Source organism: Streptomyces sp. NPDC007088 (assembly GCF_042869355.1).
GTDB lineage: Bacteria > Actinomycetota > Actinomycetes > Streptomycetales > Streptomycetaceae > Streptomyces.
In genome coordinates this window covers 1-17,384 of sequence record NZ_JBIAFO010000033.1, presented here as the reverse complement: position 1 = coordinate 17,384, position 17,384 = coordinate 1, and the positions used below count along the sequence as shown (strand labels likewise).

At 72.3% G+C, this 17,384-nt stretch carries 16 protein-coding genes and 1 riboswitch; of the genes, 9 read left to right on the top strand and 7 right to left on the bottom strand.

Annotated elements, in window-relative coordinates; all coding sequences use genetic code 11:
- Positions 1 to 118: 118 nt before the first annotated feature.
- The gene (locus ACFYMP_RS30685) at positions 119 to 1,270 is read right to left on the bottom strand and encodes a low temperature requirement protein A (RefSeq protein ID WP_388863743.1); all 1,152 of its coding nucleotides are present in this window, start codon (positions 1,268 to 1,270) and stop codon (positions 119 to 121) included.
- A 217-nt stretch (positions 1,271 to 1,487) separates the two neighbouring features.
- Between ACFYMP_RS30685 and ACFYMP_RS30680 the strand changes: the two genes are divergently transcribed.
- Both ACFYMP_RS30680 and ACFYMP_RS30675 read left to right on the top strand, forming a co-directional pair.
- Positions 1,488 to 2,222 carry a (2Fe-2S)-binding protein gene (locus ACFYMP_RS30680; protein WP_388863685.1) on the top strand — a complete coding sequence of 245 codons (735 nt, stop codon included), beginning with the start codon at positions 1,488 to 1,490 and terminating at the stop codon, positions 2,220 to 2,222.
- 69 nt (positions 2,223 to 2,291) lie between these two features.
- Positions 2,292 to 3,218: an alpha/beta fold hydrolase gene (locus ACFYMP_RS30675; RefSeq protein ID WP_388863683.1), complete on the top strand. Its 927-nt coding sequence runs from the start codon at positions 2,292 to 2,294 to the stop codon at positions 3,216 to 3,218.
- Positions 3,219 to 3,259: 41 nt separating this feature from the next.
- Here ACFYMP_RS30675 and ACFYMP_RS30670 read toward each other — a convergent pair whose 3' ends face one another.
- Positions 3,260 to 3,805, bottom strand: a complete 546-nt coding sequence (locus tag ACFYMP_RS30670) for a helix-turn-helix domain-containing protein (RefSeq protein ID WP_388863681.1) — start codon at positions 3,803 to 3,805, stop codon at positions 3,260 to 3,262.
- 167 nt (positions 3,806 to 3,972) lie between these two features.
- On the opposite strand from ACFYMP_RS30670, the gene ACFYMP_RS30665 reads away from it, so the two are divergent.
- A complete protein-coding gene (locus ACFYMP_RS30665; RefSeq protein WP_388863679.1) occupies positions 3,973 to 5,196 on the top strand; it encodes a benzoate/H(+) symporter BenE family transporter in 1,224 nt (407 codons plus the stop codon).
- 25 nt (positions 5,197 to 5,221) lie between these two features.
- Here the strand turns inward: ACFYMP_RS30665 and ACFYMP_RS30660 are convergent, their stop codons facing one another.
- Positions 5,222 to 5,995: a Clp protease N-terminal domain-containing protein gene (locus tag ACFYMP_RS30660; protein ID WP_388863677.1), complete on the bottom strand. Its 774-nt coding sequence runs from the start codon at positions 5,993 to 5,995 to the stop codon at positions 5,222 to 5,224.
- A 45-nt stretch (positions 5,996 to 6,040) separates the two neighbouring features.
- Positions 6,041 to 6,898, bottom strand: coding sequence for an alpha/beta fold hydrolase (locus tag ACFYMP_RS30655; RefSeq protein WP_388863675.1), 858 nt, complete (start codon positions 6,896 to 6,898; stop codon positions 6,041 to 6,043).
- A 404-nt stretch (positions 6,899 to 7,302) separates the two neighbouring features.
- On the opposite strand from ACFYMP_RS30655, the gene ACFYMP_RS30650 reads away from it, so the two are divergent.
- Positions 7,303 to 8,664: an NAD(P)/FAD-dependent oxidoreductase gene (locus ACFYMP_RS30650; protein WP_388863673.1), complete on the top strand. Its 1,362-nt coding sequence runs from the start codon at positions 7,303 to 7,305 to the stop codon at positions 8,662 to 8,664.
- A 75-nt stretch (positions 8,665 to 8,739) separates the two neighbouring features.
- Here the strand turns inward: ACFYMP_RS30650 and ACFYMP_RS30645 are convergent, their stop codons facing one another.
- Positions 8,740 to 9,171 carry an acyl-CoA thioesterase gene (locus ACFYMP_RS30645; protein WP_388863671.1) on the bottom strand — a complete coding sequence of 144 codons (432 nt, stop codon included), beginning with the start codon at positions 9,169 to 9,171 and terminating at the stop codon, positions 8,740 to 8,742.
- 157 nt (positions 9,172 to 9,328) lie between these two features.
- Positions 9,329 to 9,573: riboswitch (cobalamin riboswitch) on the bottom strand.
- Positions 9,574 to 9,770: 197 nt separating this feature from the next.
- Here ACFYMP_RS30645 and ACFYMP_RS30640 point away from each other — a divergent pair.
- Positions 9,771 to 10,331: a 2'-5' RNA ligase family protein gene (locus tag ACFYMP_RS30640; RefSeq protein WP_388863669.1), complete on the top strand. Its 561-nt coding sequence runs from the start codon at positions 9,771 to 9,773 to the stop codon at positions 10,329 to 10,331.
- Positions 10,332 to 10,370: 39 nt separating this feature from the next.
- On the opposite strand, the gene ACFYMP_RS30635 is transcribed toward ACFYMP_RS30640, so the two are convergent.
- Together ACFYMP_RS30635 and ACFYMP_RS30630 are read right to left on the bottom strand one after the other, a co-directional pair.
- Positions 10,371 to 10,991: an NAD(P)-dependent oxidoreductase gene (locus ACFYMP_RS30635; protein ID WP_388863667.1), complete on the bottom strand. Its 621-nt coding sequence runs from the start codon at positions 10,989 to 10,991 to the stop codon at positions 10,371 to 10,373.
- Positions 10,992 to 11,136: 145 nt separating this feature from the next.
- Positions 11,137 to 12,456: an ROK family protein gene (locus ACFYMP_RS30630; RefSeq protein ID WP_388863665.1), complete on the bottom strand. Its 1,320-nt coding sequence runs from the start codon at positions 12,454 to 12,456 to the stop codon at positions 11,137 to 11,139.
- A gap of 154 nt (positions 12,457 to 12,610) precedes the next feature.
- Here ACFYMP_RS30630 and ACFYMP_RS30625 point away from each other — a divergent pair, with 154 nt between their 5' ends.
- The 4 genes from ACFYMP_RS30625 to ACFYMP_RS30610 all read left to right on the top strand — a co-directional run bounded on the left by ACFYMP_RS30625 (position 12,611) and on the right by ACFYMP_RS30610 (position 17,246).
- Complete coding sequence (locus ACFYMP_RS30625) at positions 12,611 to 13,927, top strand: ABC transporter substrate-binding protein (protein ID WP_388863663.1); 1,317 nt, start codon at positions 12,611 to 12,613, stop codon at positions 13,925 to 13,927.
- 10 nt (positions 13,928 to 13,937) lie between these two features.
- Complete coding sequence (locus ACFYMP_RS30620; protein WP_388863661.1) at positions 13,938 to 14,942, top strand: carbohydrate ABC transporter permease; 1,005 nt, start codon at positions 13,938 to 13,940, stop codon at positions 14,940 to 14,942.
- A gap of 82 nt (positions 14,943 to 15,024) precedes the next feature.
- Positions 15,025 to 15,864, top strand: coding sequence for a carbohydrate ABC transporter permease (locus ACFYMP_RS30615; protein WP_388863741.1), 840 nt, complete (start codon positions 15,025 to 15,027; stop codon positions 15,862 to 15,864).
- Positions 15,861 to 17,246 carry a GH1 family beta-glucosidase gene (locus tag ACFYMP_RS30610; RefSeq protein WP_388863659.1) on the top strand — a complete coding sequence of 462 codons (1,386 nt, stop codon included), beginning with the start codon at positions 15,861 to 15,863 and terminating at the stop codon, positions 17,244 to 17,246. Before ACFYMP_RS30615 ends, ACFYMP_RS30610 begins: the two co-directional genes overlap by 4 nt.
- Positions 17,247 to 17,384 lie beyond the last annotated feature (138 nt).

Below are 17,384 nucleotides of genomic sequence, written 5' to 3'. Positions count from 1 at the left end.
CGGGTTTCGGCTCCAGTCTTCCGGCCCGTGGAGCACCGCAGGAGGGGCCGGTGGTCCCTGGTCCGGGGAGACGCACGTCACCCTCGCCAACCCACGAGGGCGAAACGCCGACCGCCCCTCACGCGGCCCGTTCCGCGCGCCGCGCCACGAACAGACCGGCCGTCAGGGTCGCCGCCACCGCCAGCCCCATTCCGAGGACCGCGCCCCCCACGCCCAGCACCGGGGTGGCGAAGCCGAGGGCCAGCACCACGAGACAGGCGGCGGCCACCAGCACCTGGCGGTCCACGGCGCCAGCCCCGGTGAGCCGGTGCAGGACCCCGACGGCCGCGAGGACGACCGCCACCGGCACCGCCACCGACAGCGCCGCGGCCTGCTCGGACACGGGTGCCTCGTGCTCGGTGGCGTCCAGGGCCGCTTCCAGCCCAGCGCCCAGGGCCGCGACCGCCGCGAAGACGACGTAGTGCCCGTAGCCCCAGCCGAGCGCGGTGCGCAGGCTGTCCAGACGCGCCTCCCGGCCGCTGAAGTAGAGCCACCACAGGCCGAACACCAGCAGCAGTCCGCCGACGGCGATCAGCAGCAGGCCGGCCGAGACACCGCGCTCGCTCACGGCGCTCCGTACCGCGGCCAGCGAGCCGAGGATGACCTCGCCGAGCACGATCAGGGTGAACAGGCCGTAGCGTTCGGCGATGTGCCCGGGATGCCAGCGGGTGCGCCGGCCCCGGAACTCCGCCCAGGCGGGTACCGCCAGTTCGGCAGCGACCAGCAGCAGAAAGCTGCCCCAGGCCCACGCGCCGGACACCCAGAGCCGCGCGATCCAGCCCGCCTGCACCACGGTGATCCCCACGGCGTAGCGCAGCGCGGTGCTCCGTCCCTCCGGGTGTTCCGCCGCGGCGCGCAGCCATTGCGAGACCATCGCGATCCGCATGATCACGTACCCGACGACCACGACGCCGAAATCGCCGTGCTCGAAGGCCGGCCGCACCCCCGCGGCGAGGACGAGGACCCCCGCCATCTGGAGCAGGGTCAGCAACCGGTAGGGCACGTCGTCCGCGTCGTAGGCGGAGGCGAACCACGTGAAGTTCATCCACGCCCACCAGATCGCGAAGAACACCGCGGCGTAGCCGGTCAGGGCCGTGGCGAAGTGCTCCTCGGCGAGCGCGTGGTGCAGCTGCGCGGACGCCTGCGAGACCGCGACGACGAACGTGAGGTCGAACAACAACTCCAGCGGGGTGGCCGCCCGGTGCTCCTCGTCCGGGTCCCGTTCCCGCATCACCCGCCGCAGGGCCGCCGTGCTCCGCGCCCGCGCCTGCTCACTCTTCACGTCCGGCCGCCCCTGTGTCTCGTCCCGTTTCCGCACACCTGCCGCGGGTCAGGTTAGGCCGACCAGCCCCGGACAGCACGGGCCGACACCGGTGGTCTCGGCGTACGGAGCCCCAGAACCGGTCACGCGCCCGGCCGGAGCCCGCCCCGCCGGCCGCCGTACGCTGGTGACGGTCCACGACGAGGAGACAGGGCGGCGACACGTGCGCGAGATCATGGAACGGCTGGCGCGCGTCGGGCCCTACTTCACCGCGGAGTGCGCCGACCGGACGGACGCCGGGGAGTTCGCCCCCCTCAGCACGCTCTACGACAGCGGACTGGAGGAGTACGTCGCCCGTGCCGCCCCGCGCATGGGGACGGCCGACCGGCGGGTGGCCGCCTCCACCGTGCACCTGGGGCTGGCCTCCCGGCTCTGGTCCCTCGGGCTCGGCGCCGCCGCCCTGAGCGGCCGCGTCCCCGACCTGGCTCCCGGGCGGGTGCGCTGGCGGCTGTCCGGGGACGGCGCGCTCACCCTGTGGCTCCCCGAACCGCTCGCCCGTCCCGAGGCGCCCGCCGAGGCGCTTGGGGCCACCGTCGTCGAGGCCAACCTGCGGCCACTGGAGACGGCGATGCGTACGCGCCTCGGCCTCTCGGCACCCATCCTGCGGGGGAACGCCGCCTCCGCTTTGGCCGGCGCGGTACGCGTCCTGCTCGGCCGTGCCCCCGGCGCACCGCACCCGCCCGTGCCGATCGCCGCCGCGCTGCTCGGCCGAGCGCCCCTGTCCGAGGGCGGCACCTTCGTCCACGAGGAAGGGCTCGGCGTCGCTTTCCTGCGCTCCAGTTGCTGCCTCTACTACCGCGTCCCCGGCGGCGGGCTGTGCGGGGACTGCGTCCTGCGCTCGGCCCCCGCCCGAAAGGGCTGACAGACGGCCCGCGCGGTGGCGCCGGCCTGACCGTTGCCTTCGCTCACCGTGATCTGCGAGGCTGCCGCCATGCCTTACTACGCCGCCGCCGACGGGACCCGGCTGGCCTACCGCGAAACCGGCACCGGTCCGCCCCTGATCTGCCTGCCGGGCGGGCCGATGCGCGCGGGGGAGTACCTCGGCGACCTCGGGGGACTGAACGCGCACCACCGGCTGCTCGTACCGGACCTGCGCGGGACAGGCGCCTCCGCCGTCCCCCAGGACCCCGCCTCCTACCGTTGCGACCGGCTGGCCGAGGACATCGAGGCCCTCCGGCGTCACCTCGGGCTCGACACCGCCGACCTCCTCGCGCACTCGGCGGGCGCCAACCTCGCGGTGCGGTACCTACAGGCGTACGGCGGCCGAGTGGACGCCCTCGTGCTCGTGACACCGAGCCCGCTCGCCGTCGGCCTCCACGTCACGGCGCGGGAGCGAGCCGCCGCCGTCCGTCCGCGTCGCACACGGCCCTGGTACCCGCAAGCGGTGGCCGCCCTCGGACGGATCGTCGCGGGAGAGGCGAGCGAGGCCGACTGGGACGCGGCCGGTCCCCTCTATTACCAACGCTGGGACGAGACGGCCCGAGCGCACTGGGAGGCCGAGGAGCGGCAGACCAACGAGCGGGCGGCCGAGGTCTTCGTGTCCGAGGGGGCCTTCGACCCGCCCGCCGCGCGTGCCGTGCTCGCCGCCCGCACCGCACCGTCCCTGGTCCTCGCCGGGGAGACGGACCCGGGCGGCGGTCCCGCGCTCGCCGACGCCTACACCGCGCTCCTGCCCCGGGCCCGGCCCGCCGAGACGGTGGTGCAGCGCGGCGCGGGCCACTACCCGTGGCTGGACGACCCGGACGGCTTCGTGTCGGCGGTCGCGGGGTTCCTCGCCCGTGCCGCCGCCGAAGCCGCGCGTCCGCGTCCGGGGACGAGCACACCGCACGCCTTTGTGCCCACGCGGCCCGAGGAGTGAAAGCGGCGGGCACCGTCGCGCCCGTCGCCGGTCACTGAGCCTCAACCGCCGTGCCCGCGCGGGTAGTCGATGAACAGCACCGCCTCGACGACCGCCTGCTCCAGGGCGCCGTACACATGCGGGCCGTCGGACACCCAGCACGCCTCCTCACCGGGGCCCACCGTGAACGGCGCCTCGCTCGGCCCCACCCGTGCCCTCCCGCTCAGCACCACGAGCCGTTCCCTGGTGCCGGGCAGGTGAGCCGCGGACTCCTGGACCGCACCCGGCCGGATACGCGCGCGGTACACCTCGCTCACCAGCTCCGCGGACTCCACCCGCTCCAGCAGCGCCGCCGTCACGGCGTCCCCGTCGACTCCGGGGCGCAGGACAAGGCCCCGGGCGGGCTCCGTCAGGACCGAGCTCAGAGGGACGTCGAGCGCGGTGGTGAGCGCGTACAGCGTCTCCAGCGTCGGATTGCGCCGCCCCGACTCCAGGCCCGACAGCGTGGCCTTCCCGGTTCCCGCGCGGCGCGCCAGCTCCGACAGCGACAGGCCCCGCCGCTCCCGCAACTCCCGCAGCCGCAGGCCCACCTGCTCGTTCAGCTCCATACCGCTCCCGGTCCACCACGCCATTCGATGCCGCCACCGCCCGGCCCGCGTCCGCCCTGTCCAGGGAGGTTGACGTCCCGAAGCGAGGCGCCCTAGTGTTCCATACACGAAACGTTCCGTATACGGAACGTCTGTCGTCCCGCCTCCCCGCGCCCCCGGAACGGTCCATGAACACTCTCGCGCGCCTGCGCGCACTCGCCCCGCCCTCCGCCGTCACCGCGGGTCTCGTCACGGTCCTGGTGGGGGTGAGCAGTTCCGCCGCCGTGGTGTTCGCGGCGGCGCGGGCGGCCGGGGCGGACGCCGGCGAACTCGCCTCCTGGATGCTGGCCCTCGGCGTCGGCCTGTTCGTCACCTGCGCAGGGCTCTCGCTGCGCTACCGCGCCCCCGTCGTGACCGCCTGGTCCACCCCGGGCGCCGCGCTGCTCGCCACCGCGCTCGGCGGCGTCCCCCTGGCCCAGGCGACCGGCGCCTTCGTGTTCTGCGCCGTGCTCATCCTGCTGAGCGGGGTCACCGGCTGGTTCGCCCGCGTCATGGACCGCATCCCCGTGCCGCTGGCCTCGGCGCTGCTCGCGGGCGTTCTCCTGGAGTTCGGCACCGACCTGTTCCGGTCGATGCACGGAAGTTTCGGCGTCGTCTTCCCGATGTTCGCGGCCTACCTCCTCGCGCGCAGGCTGGCGCCGCGCTTCGCCGTCCTGCTGGCGCTCGCTGCGGGCGTGCTCGCGACCCTCGCGACCGGCGGCCCGCACACGGGAGGGATACGGTTCTCGCCGGCCTCCCTCGTCCTCACCGTGCCGGAGTTCGACTGGCGGGTCCTCGTCAGCGTCGGGCTACCGCTGTTCGTCGTCACGATGGCCTCCCAGAACCTCCCGGGCGTGACCGTCCTGCGCGGCGCCGGGTATCAGGTGCCGGTCTCCCCGCTGCTGGGCTGGACCGGCGCGGTCAACGCCCTGCTCGCGCCCTTCGGCGCGTTCGGCATCAATCTCTCCTCCATCACGGCCGCCATCTGCGCGGGCGAGGAGGCCCATCCCGACCGGTCCCGCCGCTATCTCGCCGCCGTGTGGGCCGGCTTCTTCTACCTGTGCGTCGGTCTCCTCGGCGGCACGATCGGTGCCCTGCTCACCGCCCTGCCGCACGCTCTGGTGGCCGGGATCGCGGGACTCGGCCTGCTCGGCACCATCAGCGCCTCCCTGCACAGCGCGTTCGCCGAGCCCGAGCTGCGCGAGGCCGCCGCCGTCACCTTCCTCGCCACCGCCTCCGGCTTCACGCTGCTCGGTGTCGGCTCCGCTTTCTGGGGGCTGCTCGCCGGGGTGCTCGCGCTCCTCGTGACCCGCCTCGCCCGTCCGGCTCCCACGGCGGAGCGACGGGAGCCGGACCCGGCGAGACGCGGGTGAGCGCGGGCGGTGCGCCGGGCGGGCGTCACCGCGCCCCGGGCGACTCTTCCCCCGTCTGCTGCCGCCGTCCGGTCAGCTCCTCCAATGCCTTGACGACGATCTCCTGCGTCGCGGCCTTGTCCGCGCCCAGGGAGGACAGCGGACCCGATCCGTCCTCGTGCTCCAGCAGGGCGAGCAGCAGGTGCTCCGTACCGACGTAGTGGTGGCCCAGGCGCAGCGCCTCGCGGAAGGTCAGCTCCAGCACCTTCTTCGCCGCCGGATCGAAGGGGACGAGAGCGGGGGCCCCTTCGACGCGGGGCGGGAGCAGTGGTTCGACCGCCTCCCTGAGCGCGCGCGGTGAGATCCGCTGCGCGGTCAGGGCCGCGACCGCGAGACTCTCCGGCTCGGCCAGCAGCCCGGCCGTCAGGTGGGCGGGGGTGATGCGTTCGTTGCCCGCGTCCTGCGCGACGGTCTGCGCCGCCATGACCGCGTTCTTCGCGCGCGGGGTGTACCGGCTGAAGCCCTCGTCGGCGGACATGTCCGCGCCGTCCGTCGCGTCCTTGGGCACGAAACGCTTCTGGGCCGCCTGCCGGGTCACCCCCATACTGCGGCCGATGTCGGTCCAGGAGGCGCCCGACCTGCGTGCCTGGTCGACGAAGTGGCCGATCAGGTGATCGGCCACCTCGCCGAGGTGATCGGCCGCGATGACGGCGTCGCTGAGCTGGTCGAGGGCGTCGCTGTGCGTTTTCTTGATGGCGTTGATCAGGTCGTCGAGACGGATGCCCCGCTGCACGGACGAGGACTCTGCCGGATGCGTCATGTGACAACCGTAGGTTGACAATCAAGGGGCGTCAACCTCTGGTTGTCACTCACTCCGGCCGGATTCCCGCCTCTCTCCGGCGCCGACGAAGTCGGCCACCGCCCGTGCGAACGCGAGCGGTTGGTCCTCCGCGATGAACGTACCGCTGTCGGGGATCTCCACGAGACGCGCGTCGGGCAGCAGCGCGGTCAGCCGGTGACCGTGCTCCAGCGGCATGACCCGGTCCCGCGTGCCCCACACCACGAGCGTGGGCCGGTCGAAATCGCGCAGCCCCTCGGCGGCCTCCCGCATGTCCTCGGGGCGCGTGGCGGTGAGGTAGGCCCGCAGATCGCGTCGCACACCCGGATTCTCGATCAGGCCCCGGAACCAGCCGTCCGTGACCTCGTGCGGAACCGGGCGCACCGTCATGGGCCCCAGCATGGTCGGGCCCCGGCGCAGCGCCCGCACCCGCACGATCCGGCTCACCAGCCACAGACCGCCCGGCACCCGGCCCGCGAGGGAGACCGCCTTGCCGGGAAGACCCGGCGGGTAGTTGTCGAAGACCTCGCACGCGCCGATCACCAGCCGCGCGATCCGCTCCTTCGCGAGCGGGGCGGCGAACAGGAACAGGCCCGAGTCGCTGCCCACCAGCGTCACGTCCCGCAGGCCAAGGGCCGTAAGGAACTCCGCCTCCAGGGCGGCGATGCCGCGCGGGCTGAGGTCGGCCCCCGGCCGCAGCGGCACCCGGTGGCCGCCCAGCGGCAGGTTCGGCACGATCACCCGGCACGCGGGCGCGAGTGCGGACACCAGTCCGCGCCAGTAACTGCCGTCCATCGCCAGGCCGTGCAGGAGCACCACGACCGGCCCCTCGCCCCCCGTGTCCTCGTACTCGACGGTTCCCGCGGTCAGTTCGATCGTGCGCATGACGGCTCCTTCGCCGTGGCGGGCGCGCGGGCGGCGCGCGCGACCTCGTACCGAGACCCGCCCGGGGCGGGCGAACCGAGCGTAGACGACGCCGTGCGCCCCCGTGGCCCCATCACGCGGGCAGCTGACGCGCCCTGGACGCGGGCCGCGCCCGGCCCGGTGGGGGCCGGCCGGGCGCGGCGCCCGCCGCCTGCGGTTTCGTCACCCGATCGGCCCCGCCCGGTGCCCGCGGGGCCGTGGCCGTGCCGCTCCTCCCGCCGTGCCCGCGCGCGTTCGACGGGCGGGTTGGCGGGGAGGAAGCAAAGATGGGCCGTGACATACGCCGCTGAGCGGGCAGGCGAGCGAGAGCCGTAGGAGCAGTCCAGGCTCCGGACACCGCAGACCCCTGAGAAGGGACGACAACCGTGGCACGACCCAGGATTCTCGTAGTGGGCGCCGGCTTCGCCGGAGTGGGATGCGTACGCCGTCTGGAGCGGCGTATTCCACCGGGCCGGGCGGACATCACCCTGGTCGCGCCCTTCTCGTACCAGCTGTACCTGCCGCTGCTGCCCCAGGTGGCCTCCGGGGTGCTCACCCCGCAGTCCGTCGCCGTCTCGCTGCGCCGCAGCCAGAAGCACCGCACCCGCATCATTCCCGGCGGCGCGATCGGCGTGGACACGCAGGCGAAGATCTGCATCGTGCAGAAGGTCAACGGCGAGATCGTGCACGAGCCGTACGACATCATCGTGCTCACCCCCGGCAGCATCACCCGCACCTTCGACATCCCCGGGCTCACCGAGAACGCCCGGGGCATGAAGACCCTCGCCGAGGCCGCGTACATCCGCGACCACGTCATCTCCCAGCTCGACCTCGCCGACGCGAGCACCGACGAGGAGGAACGCGCCTCCCGCCTGCAGTTCGTCGTCGTCGGCGGCGGCTACGCCGGGACCGAGACCGCCGCGTGCCTGCAGCGCCTGACGCACAACGCCGTCAAGCACTACCCGCGCCTGGACCCCTCGCTCATCAAGTGGCACCTCATCGACATCGCGCCCAAACTCATGCCGGAGCTGGGCGACGAACTCGGCAAGGCCGCGATGAAGGTGCTCGAACGGCGTGGGATCGACGTCTCCCTGGGCGTCTCGATCGCCGAGGCCGGACCGGAGAAGGTCACCTTCACCGACGGCCGCACCCTGCCCTGCCGCACCCTCATCTGGACGGCCGGGGTCGCCGCCAGCCCCCTCATGGCGACGCTCGACACGGAGACGGTGCGCGGCCGCGTCGCCGTCACCCCGGAGATGAACGTCCCCGGGCTCGACGGCGTCTTCGCCCTCGGTGACGCCGCGGCCGTGCCCGACCTCACCAAGGAGGAGGGCGCGATCTGCCCGCCCACCGCCCAGCACGCGATGCGCCAGGGACGCAAGGTCGCCGACAACGTCATCGCCAGCCTGCTGCACCAGCCGATGCGTCCCTACGTCCACAAGGACCTCGGGCTCGTCGTCGACCTCGGCGGCACCGACGCCGTCTCCCGGCCGCTCGGCGTCAACCTGCGGGGACTGCCCGCCGAGGCGGTGGCCAGGGGCTACCACTGGTCGGCGCTGCGTACCGGGCCCGCCAAGACCCGTGTCATGACGAACTGGCTGCTCAACGCGGTGGCGGGTGACGACTTCGTCCGGACCGGCTTCCTGTCGGAGAAGTCCGGGACCCTGCGCGAGTTCGAGCACACCGACGTGTACCTGACTCCGGAGCAGATCCGCGAGCACACCGCCGCCCTGCACGGCGTGCACTGAGCGCGGACCCGCCGAACACGGCGAAGGGGCGGGGGCGGGCGGTTCGGCACCGCCCGCCCCCGCCCCTTCGCGCGCTCAGACCAGCGCGGGAACGGACCGCGGCCGGCCCTCGGCGTCGATCGCGACGAAGGTGAGCCGTGCCGTCGCGACCTCCGTCACCGGGCCGGAGAAGTTCCACCGCTCGGCCGTCACCCGTACCGCGACGTCCATCGAGGTCCGCCCCGCGCGCTCCAGCGTGGCCTCGGCGCTCAGCAGATCGCCCGCGCGCACCGGCGCGAGAAAGGTCATCCGGTTCACGGACACGGTCACCGCCGGACCGTCCGCGTGCCGGCCGGCCGAGGCCGCCGCCGTGTCGTCGATCAGCTTCATCACGACACCTCCGTGGATGGTCCCGTACAGGTTGGTGTCGTGTTCGCTCATGATGTGCTTGAGCATCACCTGGGACTCAGCGGGGGTCTTGCTGTCCCGGACGGCGGCCGGGGGGTTTCCGGCGGACTGCACAGTCACGTCAACTCTCCTTCGCGAGCGGCGTTCTCGGACCCGGCACCGCGGGCGGGAGGACACCGGGTGCGGTGACCGGCACCGGGACGGACCCGGCCGCGACGGCAGCGGCCCGCACCCCGCGGCCGCCCTCGCGCGCACACCGGGTTCACCGCGGGCGCCCACGGCACCCACGGGCAGCGGCAGGTCTTCGGACTCGCGAGCACACACGCCGTACGCCCTTGTACGAGACGGGGCGGGCGGGCACCTACTGGCCGTCGCTTCCCGGGCCCGGTTAGGCCCAGTGCGTGGGACGGCGGTCGTTCTCGCTCACCGCTGCGGGGCAGTCCCGGACTCCCACCGGGTTCCCTCTTACGACGCACCCCGATCCTGAAGGAAAGGGGGCGAACCGACTGCTCGCCCAGCCTAACCCGCGTCACCCGTTTGATCGATCATCCGTGGTCCCCGGCGTACGTGAACTCGGCAACAGCGCGCCGGGCCGGCGCCCGCCCCCACCAGCGGCGCGTCCGCACGCCCACCCGTGGCGGGCGTGCGAGCACCACCACCCGTCGTCCGCCCGGGGCCCCCGCGCGCAGAAGACCTGCCGCGTGCGAGCATGAGGCCCTGTGGAGACCAGAGGGGAGCCGGCCCGGTCCGCCGGGGCGGACGACGCGGAGGGCTGGGGCGACCGGCCCGGGGACACCGCCCTGACCCTGCGGGTACCGGAGGCCGATTCCCTGGTGACGGCCGGGTTCCCCGCTCATGTCACGCTCCTGTACCCCTTCGTGCACGAGAGCCGGCTCGTACCGGGGGCCCGGCGCGAACTCGCCCGGCTGTGCCGGGCCCACCCCGCCTTCACCCTCCGATTCGCGCGGTTCGGCCGCTACCCGGGGGTGCTCTACCTGGAGCCGGAACCGCACGAGCCGGTCCTGGCCCTGCGCGCGGCGCTCCGGGAGCGCTGGCCCGAGGCGGTGCCTTACCGGGGGCTCTTCGGCCCCGGAGGGCTGCCCCCGCACCTCACCCTCGCCCACCACGAAAGGCCCGGAACGTACCCGTCGGCCTATGACGCTCTGGAGCGGCGCTACGCGGAGAAGCTGCCGCTGTGCACCCGCGTGGCCGTGGTCCACCTCATCGTGCGGCGCGAGGGGGCCTGGCAGGACGCGGACGTCCTCCCGCTGGGACCGTAGCCACGGGCCCGCCCGGAACCGGAAGGCGCCACCGCCCGCTCAGGGGTAGAGGTCGCGCCGATAGGTCGCCGGGTCCTCCAGCGCGTCGAGCAGCAGCGCCGCGAGATCCGCGTACGTCGTGCGCGGGGCGGGGGAGCGGTGCGGGGTGAAAGGCGCGCGGCGACGGCCGTGCGCGGGTCCCTCGACGAGGACGACCGGCCGCACGATCGTCCACTCCAGGCCGCTCGCCGCGATGACGGCGTCCTGGTCCTCCCGCTGCCGGATGACGGGCCGCGCCGTCGCCCGGTACAGCGCGGACACCGTGCGGTTGAGCGGCCCCGCCGTATGCCGTCCGTAGGCCGCCTCCGAGACCACCAGAAGCCTGGGCACCCGCAGCCGGCGCATCACGTCGACGACGGTGCGGGTGCCGCGGGAGTACAGCGGGACGTCGCGCCGTCCGCCGCGCAGCGCGTACGCCACCACCGCGGCCCCGGCCCCGTCGAGGGCGTCGGCGACCTCGTCCTCGTCGAAGGGGCCGCCGGTCACCACCCGGTCGGCCGGGGCCTTCGCGAGCCGGGCCGGATCGCGCACGACCGCCGTCGTGGTGTGCCCGGCCCGCGCGGCCGCGTACAGAAAGGCCCGCCCGGCTCTCCCGGACGCGCCGAAGACGGTGATCCTCATCCGTGCGCCCCCGCGCCCCGGCCGGGACCGTTCATGGCATCGCGCCTTCCTGGGAGTAGGACCGACACTCCGACGCTGGGCCCCCGCGCTCTCCCGCGCAACTCGCGTGACCCGTCCGCCGCCCGCCCCCGTGATCCAGGGGGAGTCAGTGCGGGGCACCCGGCCCGTGCGGGGCGCGCCATTCGACGTGGTCCAGCGCGGGCAGCTCCTCCTCGCGCACCGGTTCGCTGCGCCGGCCACCGCTCTTGAAGAAGTCGGCGAGGACGAGGGTCGCCGCCCCCACGGTCACCGCGTCCGGCCCGAGCAGCCCCATGCCGATGGTGACCTTCCCGGCCGGGTGGCGCAGCGAGAAGCTGTCGGCGTAGCGGCGCAGGGACTCCAGGATGTGCGGGCCCAGCTGAAGCCCCGCCCAGCCGCCGATGAGGACCCGCTCCGGGCTGAAGAGGTTGATGAGGTCGGAGATGCCCGCGCCCAGGTACTCGGCGGTCTCCTCCAGCACGGCGACCGCCACCGGATCGGGCGCGCCGCCGTCGTCCCGGGGCTGGGCGGCGGCCAGCAGCGCCGTCACCGCCTCCTCCTCGCCGGCCCCGTCCGGAAGGGTGCCCCCCGCCTCCACCCAGCGCTGCAACAGCGCCTCGGAGCCGGCATACGCCTCCAGACAGCCGCGCGCCCCACAACGGCAGCGCCGGCCACGGACGTTGACGGTCAGGTGGCCCCACTCCCCGGCGCTGCCGTGCATTCCGCCGTGGATCGCGCCGCCGGTCACGATGCACGCGCCGACCCCCGAGCCGAACAGGACGATGACCGCGTCCTCGGCGCCGCGGCCGCCACCGAACCACATCTCCGCCTGACCGAGTGCCTTGGCCCCGTTGTTGACGTGGAAGCCGACCTCCGGGGGCAGTTCGGCGACCTGGCGCAACAAGGTCTCCAGCGGCACACCGGCCCAGCCGATGGTCTGCCCGTGGACCAGGGCTCCTTCAGGACCCGAACGCTCCACGATGCCGGGCACCCCCACGCCGACACCCAGGAGCCGGTCGGGCGGGACGGACGCCTCGGTGAGCACCGAGGCGATGCCCTCGCCGATGTACCGCACGATGACGTCGACGTCGTAACCGAGCTGGGTCAGCGCCAGCTCCGAGCGCGCGAGTTCGGACATGCCCAGGTCGAACAGCTCGATCCTGACCATCGTCTCGCCGACGTCCACCCCGATCAGGTAACCGGCCGAAGGGGAGACCCGCAGAAGGGTACGGGGCCGGCCACCGTCCGACTCGACGACCCCCGCCTCCTCCAGGAGGGCGTCGGCGGTGAGTTCGGAGACGACGTTGCTGATCGAACCCGAACTCAGCCCGGTCGCGGGAACGAGCGCCTGGCGGCTCATCGGCCCATCGAAATACAACCGTTGCAAAACCGCCGCGCGGTTGCCTCTGCGCAGGTCACGCACTGTTCGCCTGTGACGCTCCACCATGTTGCCCCTTCCCGGACGGCAACATACCCCTGCCGTAGCCCTTGACGCGACCTTCTCTCAGGTTTTAACTCACGTCCTAAATTAAGTCGTGAGGCCGTTCAGGGACTGAACGCGTCCAGCACTCCTTGACCACCCCGGAAAGGGGCATTCCGTCATGCGCAGACTTCGAGCCGCTGCCGCTGCCACCCTCGTCACCACGCTCGCCGTCACCGCCAGTGCCTGTGGCGGCGGCGACGGCGACGGCGGGAGTGACGGCAAGTCTTCCAAGACGATCACCTACTGGGCCTCCAACCAGGGGCCGAGCATCCAGGCGGACAAGAAGATCCTGACCAAGGAACTCGCCAAGTTCACCAAGCAGACCGGCGTCAAGGTCAAGCTGGAGGTCGTTCCCTGGGCCGACCTGCTCAACCGCATTCTCGCGGCCACCACTTCGGGTCAGGGCCCGGACGTGCTGAACATAGGCAACACCTGGACCGCCTCGCTCCAGGCGACGGGCGCGCTGCTGCCCTGGGACCAGAAGAACTTCGACGCGATCGGTGGCAAGGACCGCTTCGCCGAGGCCGCGCTGGCCGCGGCCGGCGCCGAGGGCAAGGACCCCGCCGCGGTCCCGCTCTACTCGCTGTCCTACGCGCTCTATTACAACAAGAAGATGTTCGCCGACGCCGGGATCACCGAGGCGCCCAAGACCTGGGACGAGCTGGTCGAGGACGGCAAGAAGATCTCCAAGGGCGGCAAGACCTGGGGCCTGGGCGCCGAGGGCGGCAACCTCTCCAACAACATCCATCAGGTGTTCGTCCTCGCCAAGCAGCACGGAGCCGACTTCTTCGACGCCGACGGCAAGCCGACCTTCACCTCCGACGGCGCGGTCGCCGCCGTGAAGCAGTACGTCGACTTCATGGCCAAGGACAAGATCATCGCCCCGGGCAACGCCGAGTACGCCCAGAACCAGTCGCTGCAGGACTTCTCCAGCGGCAAGACCGCGATGGTGCTGTGGCAGGCCGCGTCGAGCACCTTCGAGGCGCACGGCATGAAGCCCGAGGACTACGGCGTCGCCCCCGTCCCGGTCCCCTCCGGCACCCCGGGCGCCGACAAGCAGACCAACTCCATGGTCGCCGGCATCAACATGGCCGTCTTCAAGAACACGAAGAACCTCGACGCCTCCCAGAAGTTCGTCAAGTTCATGACGAGCGACGCGGAGCAGAAGCTGCTCAACAAGACCTACGGCTCCATCCCGCCGGTCAAGGCCGCGCAGGACGACGCCGCCTTCAACAGGCAGGACACCAAGGTCCTCAAGGAGACCCTGCTCAACAGCGCGAGCCCGCTCCCGCAGGTCCCCTCCGAGTCGCAGTTCGAGACCACGGTGGGTACCGCGGTGAAGGAGCTGTGGGCGGACGCCGCGGCGGGTCGCAAGATCACGACGGAGAACGTCAAGGAACGCCTGAACAAGGCCCAGCAGCAGATGCCGAAGTGAGCTACTGAACATGACAGCCACCGCCGCTCCCGAGCAGGCGACGCCGGGCCCCGTGAAGGGGCCCGGCCCCGGGCCGAAGCGGAAGGGCAGGCTGCGCATCCCCGACCGGGTGCGCAAGATCGGTCTGCCCTACCTGCTGCTGCTCCCCGCACTGCTCTTCGAACTCCTCGTCCACATGGTGCCGATGGTCGTCGGCATCTTCATGGCCTTCAAGGAACTGACGCAGTTCTACATCCGTGACTGGGGCGCCGCCCCCTGGTCGGGTTTCGACAACTTCCACCTCGCGATCGACTTCAGCGAGCCGGTCGGCAAGGCGCTGCTGCACTCCTTCTGGGTGACCTGCGTCTTCACCGTCATCTCGGTGGCCTCCTGCTGGCTGATCGGGGTCGCCGCCGCGATCTTCCTCCAGGACAACTTCAAGGGCCGGGGCCTGCTGCGGGCCATCTTCCTGACCCCGTACGCGCTGCCCATCTACGCCGCCGTCATCACCTGGGCCTTCATGTTCCAGCGGGACAACGGCCTGGTGAACCACGTCGTCCACGACCAGCTCGGCCTCACCGACGACAAGCCCTTCTGGCTGCTGGGCAACAACAGCTTCGTCGCCCTGTGCGTCGTCGCCGTCTGGAAGACCTGGCCCTTCGCGTTCCTCATCGTGATGGCCGCCCTCCAGAACATCCCCAAGGACCTCTACGAGGCCGCCAGCATCGACGGTGCCACGATGTGGCAGCAGATCCGCAGGATCACCCTGCCCTCCCTGCGCCCCGTCAATCAGGTCCTCGTGCTCGTCCTGTTCCTGTGGACCTTCAACGACTTCAACACGCCGTTCATCCTCTTCGGGGACTCGGCGCCGGAGTCGGCGGACCTCATCTCGATCCACATCTACCAGTCGTCCTTCGTGTCCTGGAACTTCGGCACCGGTTCGGCCATGTCCGTCCTGTTGCTGCTCTTCCTCCTCGTGGTGACGGCCCTGTACCTCCTGCTCACGTCGCGCGGAAAGAAGGGCTCCGATGCCTAGCGCAACCTCCGTCACGCCGGCCGTGACGAAGACATCGGGCTCCGTGTCCCGGACGGACAAGGGCCGGGTGCCGCGTTCGCCCATGGCACCGCCGAAGTCGTTCATCTGGGTGCGCCGGGTCTTCCTGACCGTCCTGACCTTCTTCGTCGTGCTGCCCGTCTACGTGATGATCAGCAGCTCGCTCAAGCCGCTCAAGGACGTGTCCGGGGAGTTCCACTGGATCCCCTCGGGTCTGACGATCAGGCCGTACATCGACATCTGGAAGACCATCCCGCTCGCGCGGTACTTCGTGAACTCGCTGGTCGTGGCGGGCGCGGCGACCGTCTGTTCGGTGATCATCGCCGTCTTCGCGGCCTACGCCGTCAGCCGGTACAGCTTCCCCGGCAAGCGGGTCTTCACGGTCTCCGTACTGTCGACGCAGATGTTCCCCGGCATCCTGTTCCTGCTGCCGCTGTTCCTCATCTTCGTCAACATCGGCAACGCCACCGGCCTCCCGCTGTTCGGCTCGCGTTTCGGCCTGATCATCACGTATCTGACCTTCTCGCTGCCCTTCGCGATCTGGATGCTCATCGGCTACTTCGACTCGGTGCCCAAGGAACTCGACGAGGCCGCCAAGGTCGACGGCTGCGGTCCGCTCGGCGCGCTCTTCCGCGTCGTCGTGCCGGCCGCCGTCCCCGGCATCGTCGCGGTCGCCGTGTACGCCTTCATGACGGCCTGGGGCGAGGTCCTGTTCGCCTCCGTCATGACCAACGACCAGACCCGTACCCTCGCCGTCGGCCTCCAGGGCTACGCGACGCAGAACGACGTGTACTGGAATCAGGTCATGGCCGCCTCCCTCGTGGTCAGCGTGCCGATCGTGGCGGGCTTCCTGCTGCTCCAGAAGTATCTGGTGACCGGGTTGACCGCCGGGGCCGTCAAATGACGGCTGCCGTCCCGGCCGGGGGCGAACCCCTCGACCACGCCGCCCTCCCCGACGGCTTCCTCTGGGGCGTGGCCACCGCCGCGTATCAGGTGGAGGGGGCCGTCGCCGAGGGCGGCCGGGGGCCGTCCATCTGGGACACCTTCTCGCACACCCCGGGCAAGGTGGCCGGCGGTGACACCGGTGACGTGGCCTGCGACCACTACCACCGCTGGCGCGAGGACCTCGGCCTGATCAAGGAGCTGAACGCCGGGGCCTACCGCTTCTCGGTGGCCTGGCCCCGCGTTCTGCCCGCCGGCGACGGACCGGTCAACGCCGAGGGCCTCGACTTCTACGACCGGCTCGTGGACGGCCTGCTCGCCGAGGGCATCGAACCCTTCCCGACGCTGTACCACTGGGATCTGCCGCAGGCCCTCCAGGACCGGGGCGGCTGGCCGCGCCGGGAGACCGCCGAGCACTTCGCCCACTTCGCCTCGGTGGTCACCGAACGGCTCGGCGACCGCGTCAAGAACTGGGCGACCCTCAACGAGCCGCTGTGCTCCGCGTGGATCGGCCACCTCGAAGGGACGATGGCGCCCGGGATCAGCGATCTGACCGCCGCCGTCCGCGCCTCGTACCATCTGCTGCTCGGGCACGGACTCGCCACCCGCGCGATCCGGGCCGCCGTACCGGACGCCCGGGTCGGCATCGTGCTCAACCTCAGCCCCGTGGACCCGGCGACCGGTTCGCCGGCGGACGCGGCGGCGGCCCGGCGCATGGACGGCCACACCAACCGCTGGTGGCTGGACCCGCTGCACGGCCGCGGCTTCCCGCAGGACATGACCGACCTGTACGGGGTCGAACTGCCCCTGCGGGACGGGGATCTCGATACCGTCGCGCAGCCGCTGGACTGGCTGGGGCTCAACTACTACATGCCCGCCGTCGTCACCGACGACCCCGCCGGGCGCGCGCCCTACGCGCGGGCCGTGCGCCGACTGCACGTCCCGCGCACCGGGATGGACTGGGAGATCGACGCGAACGGCATCGAGCGGCTGCTGCTGCGGCTGACCGAGGAGTACGGGGCGCGGAAGATCTACGTCACCGAGAACGGCTCCGCCTGGCCCGACGTGGTCGGTGTCGACGGCGGCGTGGACGACCCGGACCGGGTGCGCTACCTGGAGGACCACCTCGCGGCCTGCACGCGGGCCCTGCGCAAGGGCGCCCCGCTCGCCGGGTACTTCGCGTGGTCGCTGATGGACAACTTCGAGTGGGCCTACGGCTACGACAAGCGTTTCGGCCTCGTCCACGTCGACTACAAGACGCAGAAGCGCACCGTCAAGACGAGCGGCCGCCGCTACGCCGAACTCGTCGCGGGACACCGCCGCAGAGGCGGGCACCCCGCCTGAGGGCCGCCACGCCGACGACGTGGGGGGGGGGGCCCCCCCCCCCCCGCGGGGGGGCCCCCCCCCCCCGGCCCCCCAACCCCCCCCCCACCCCCCCCCCCCCAACCCCCCCCCGGGGGGCGGGCCCGGGGGGGGGGCGGG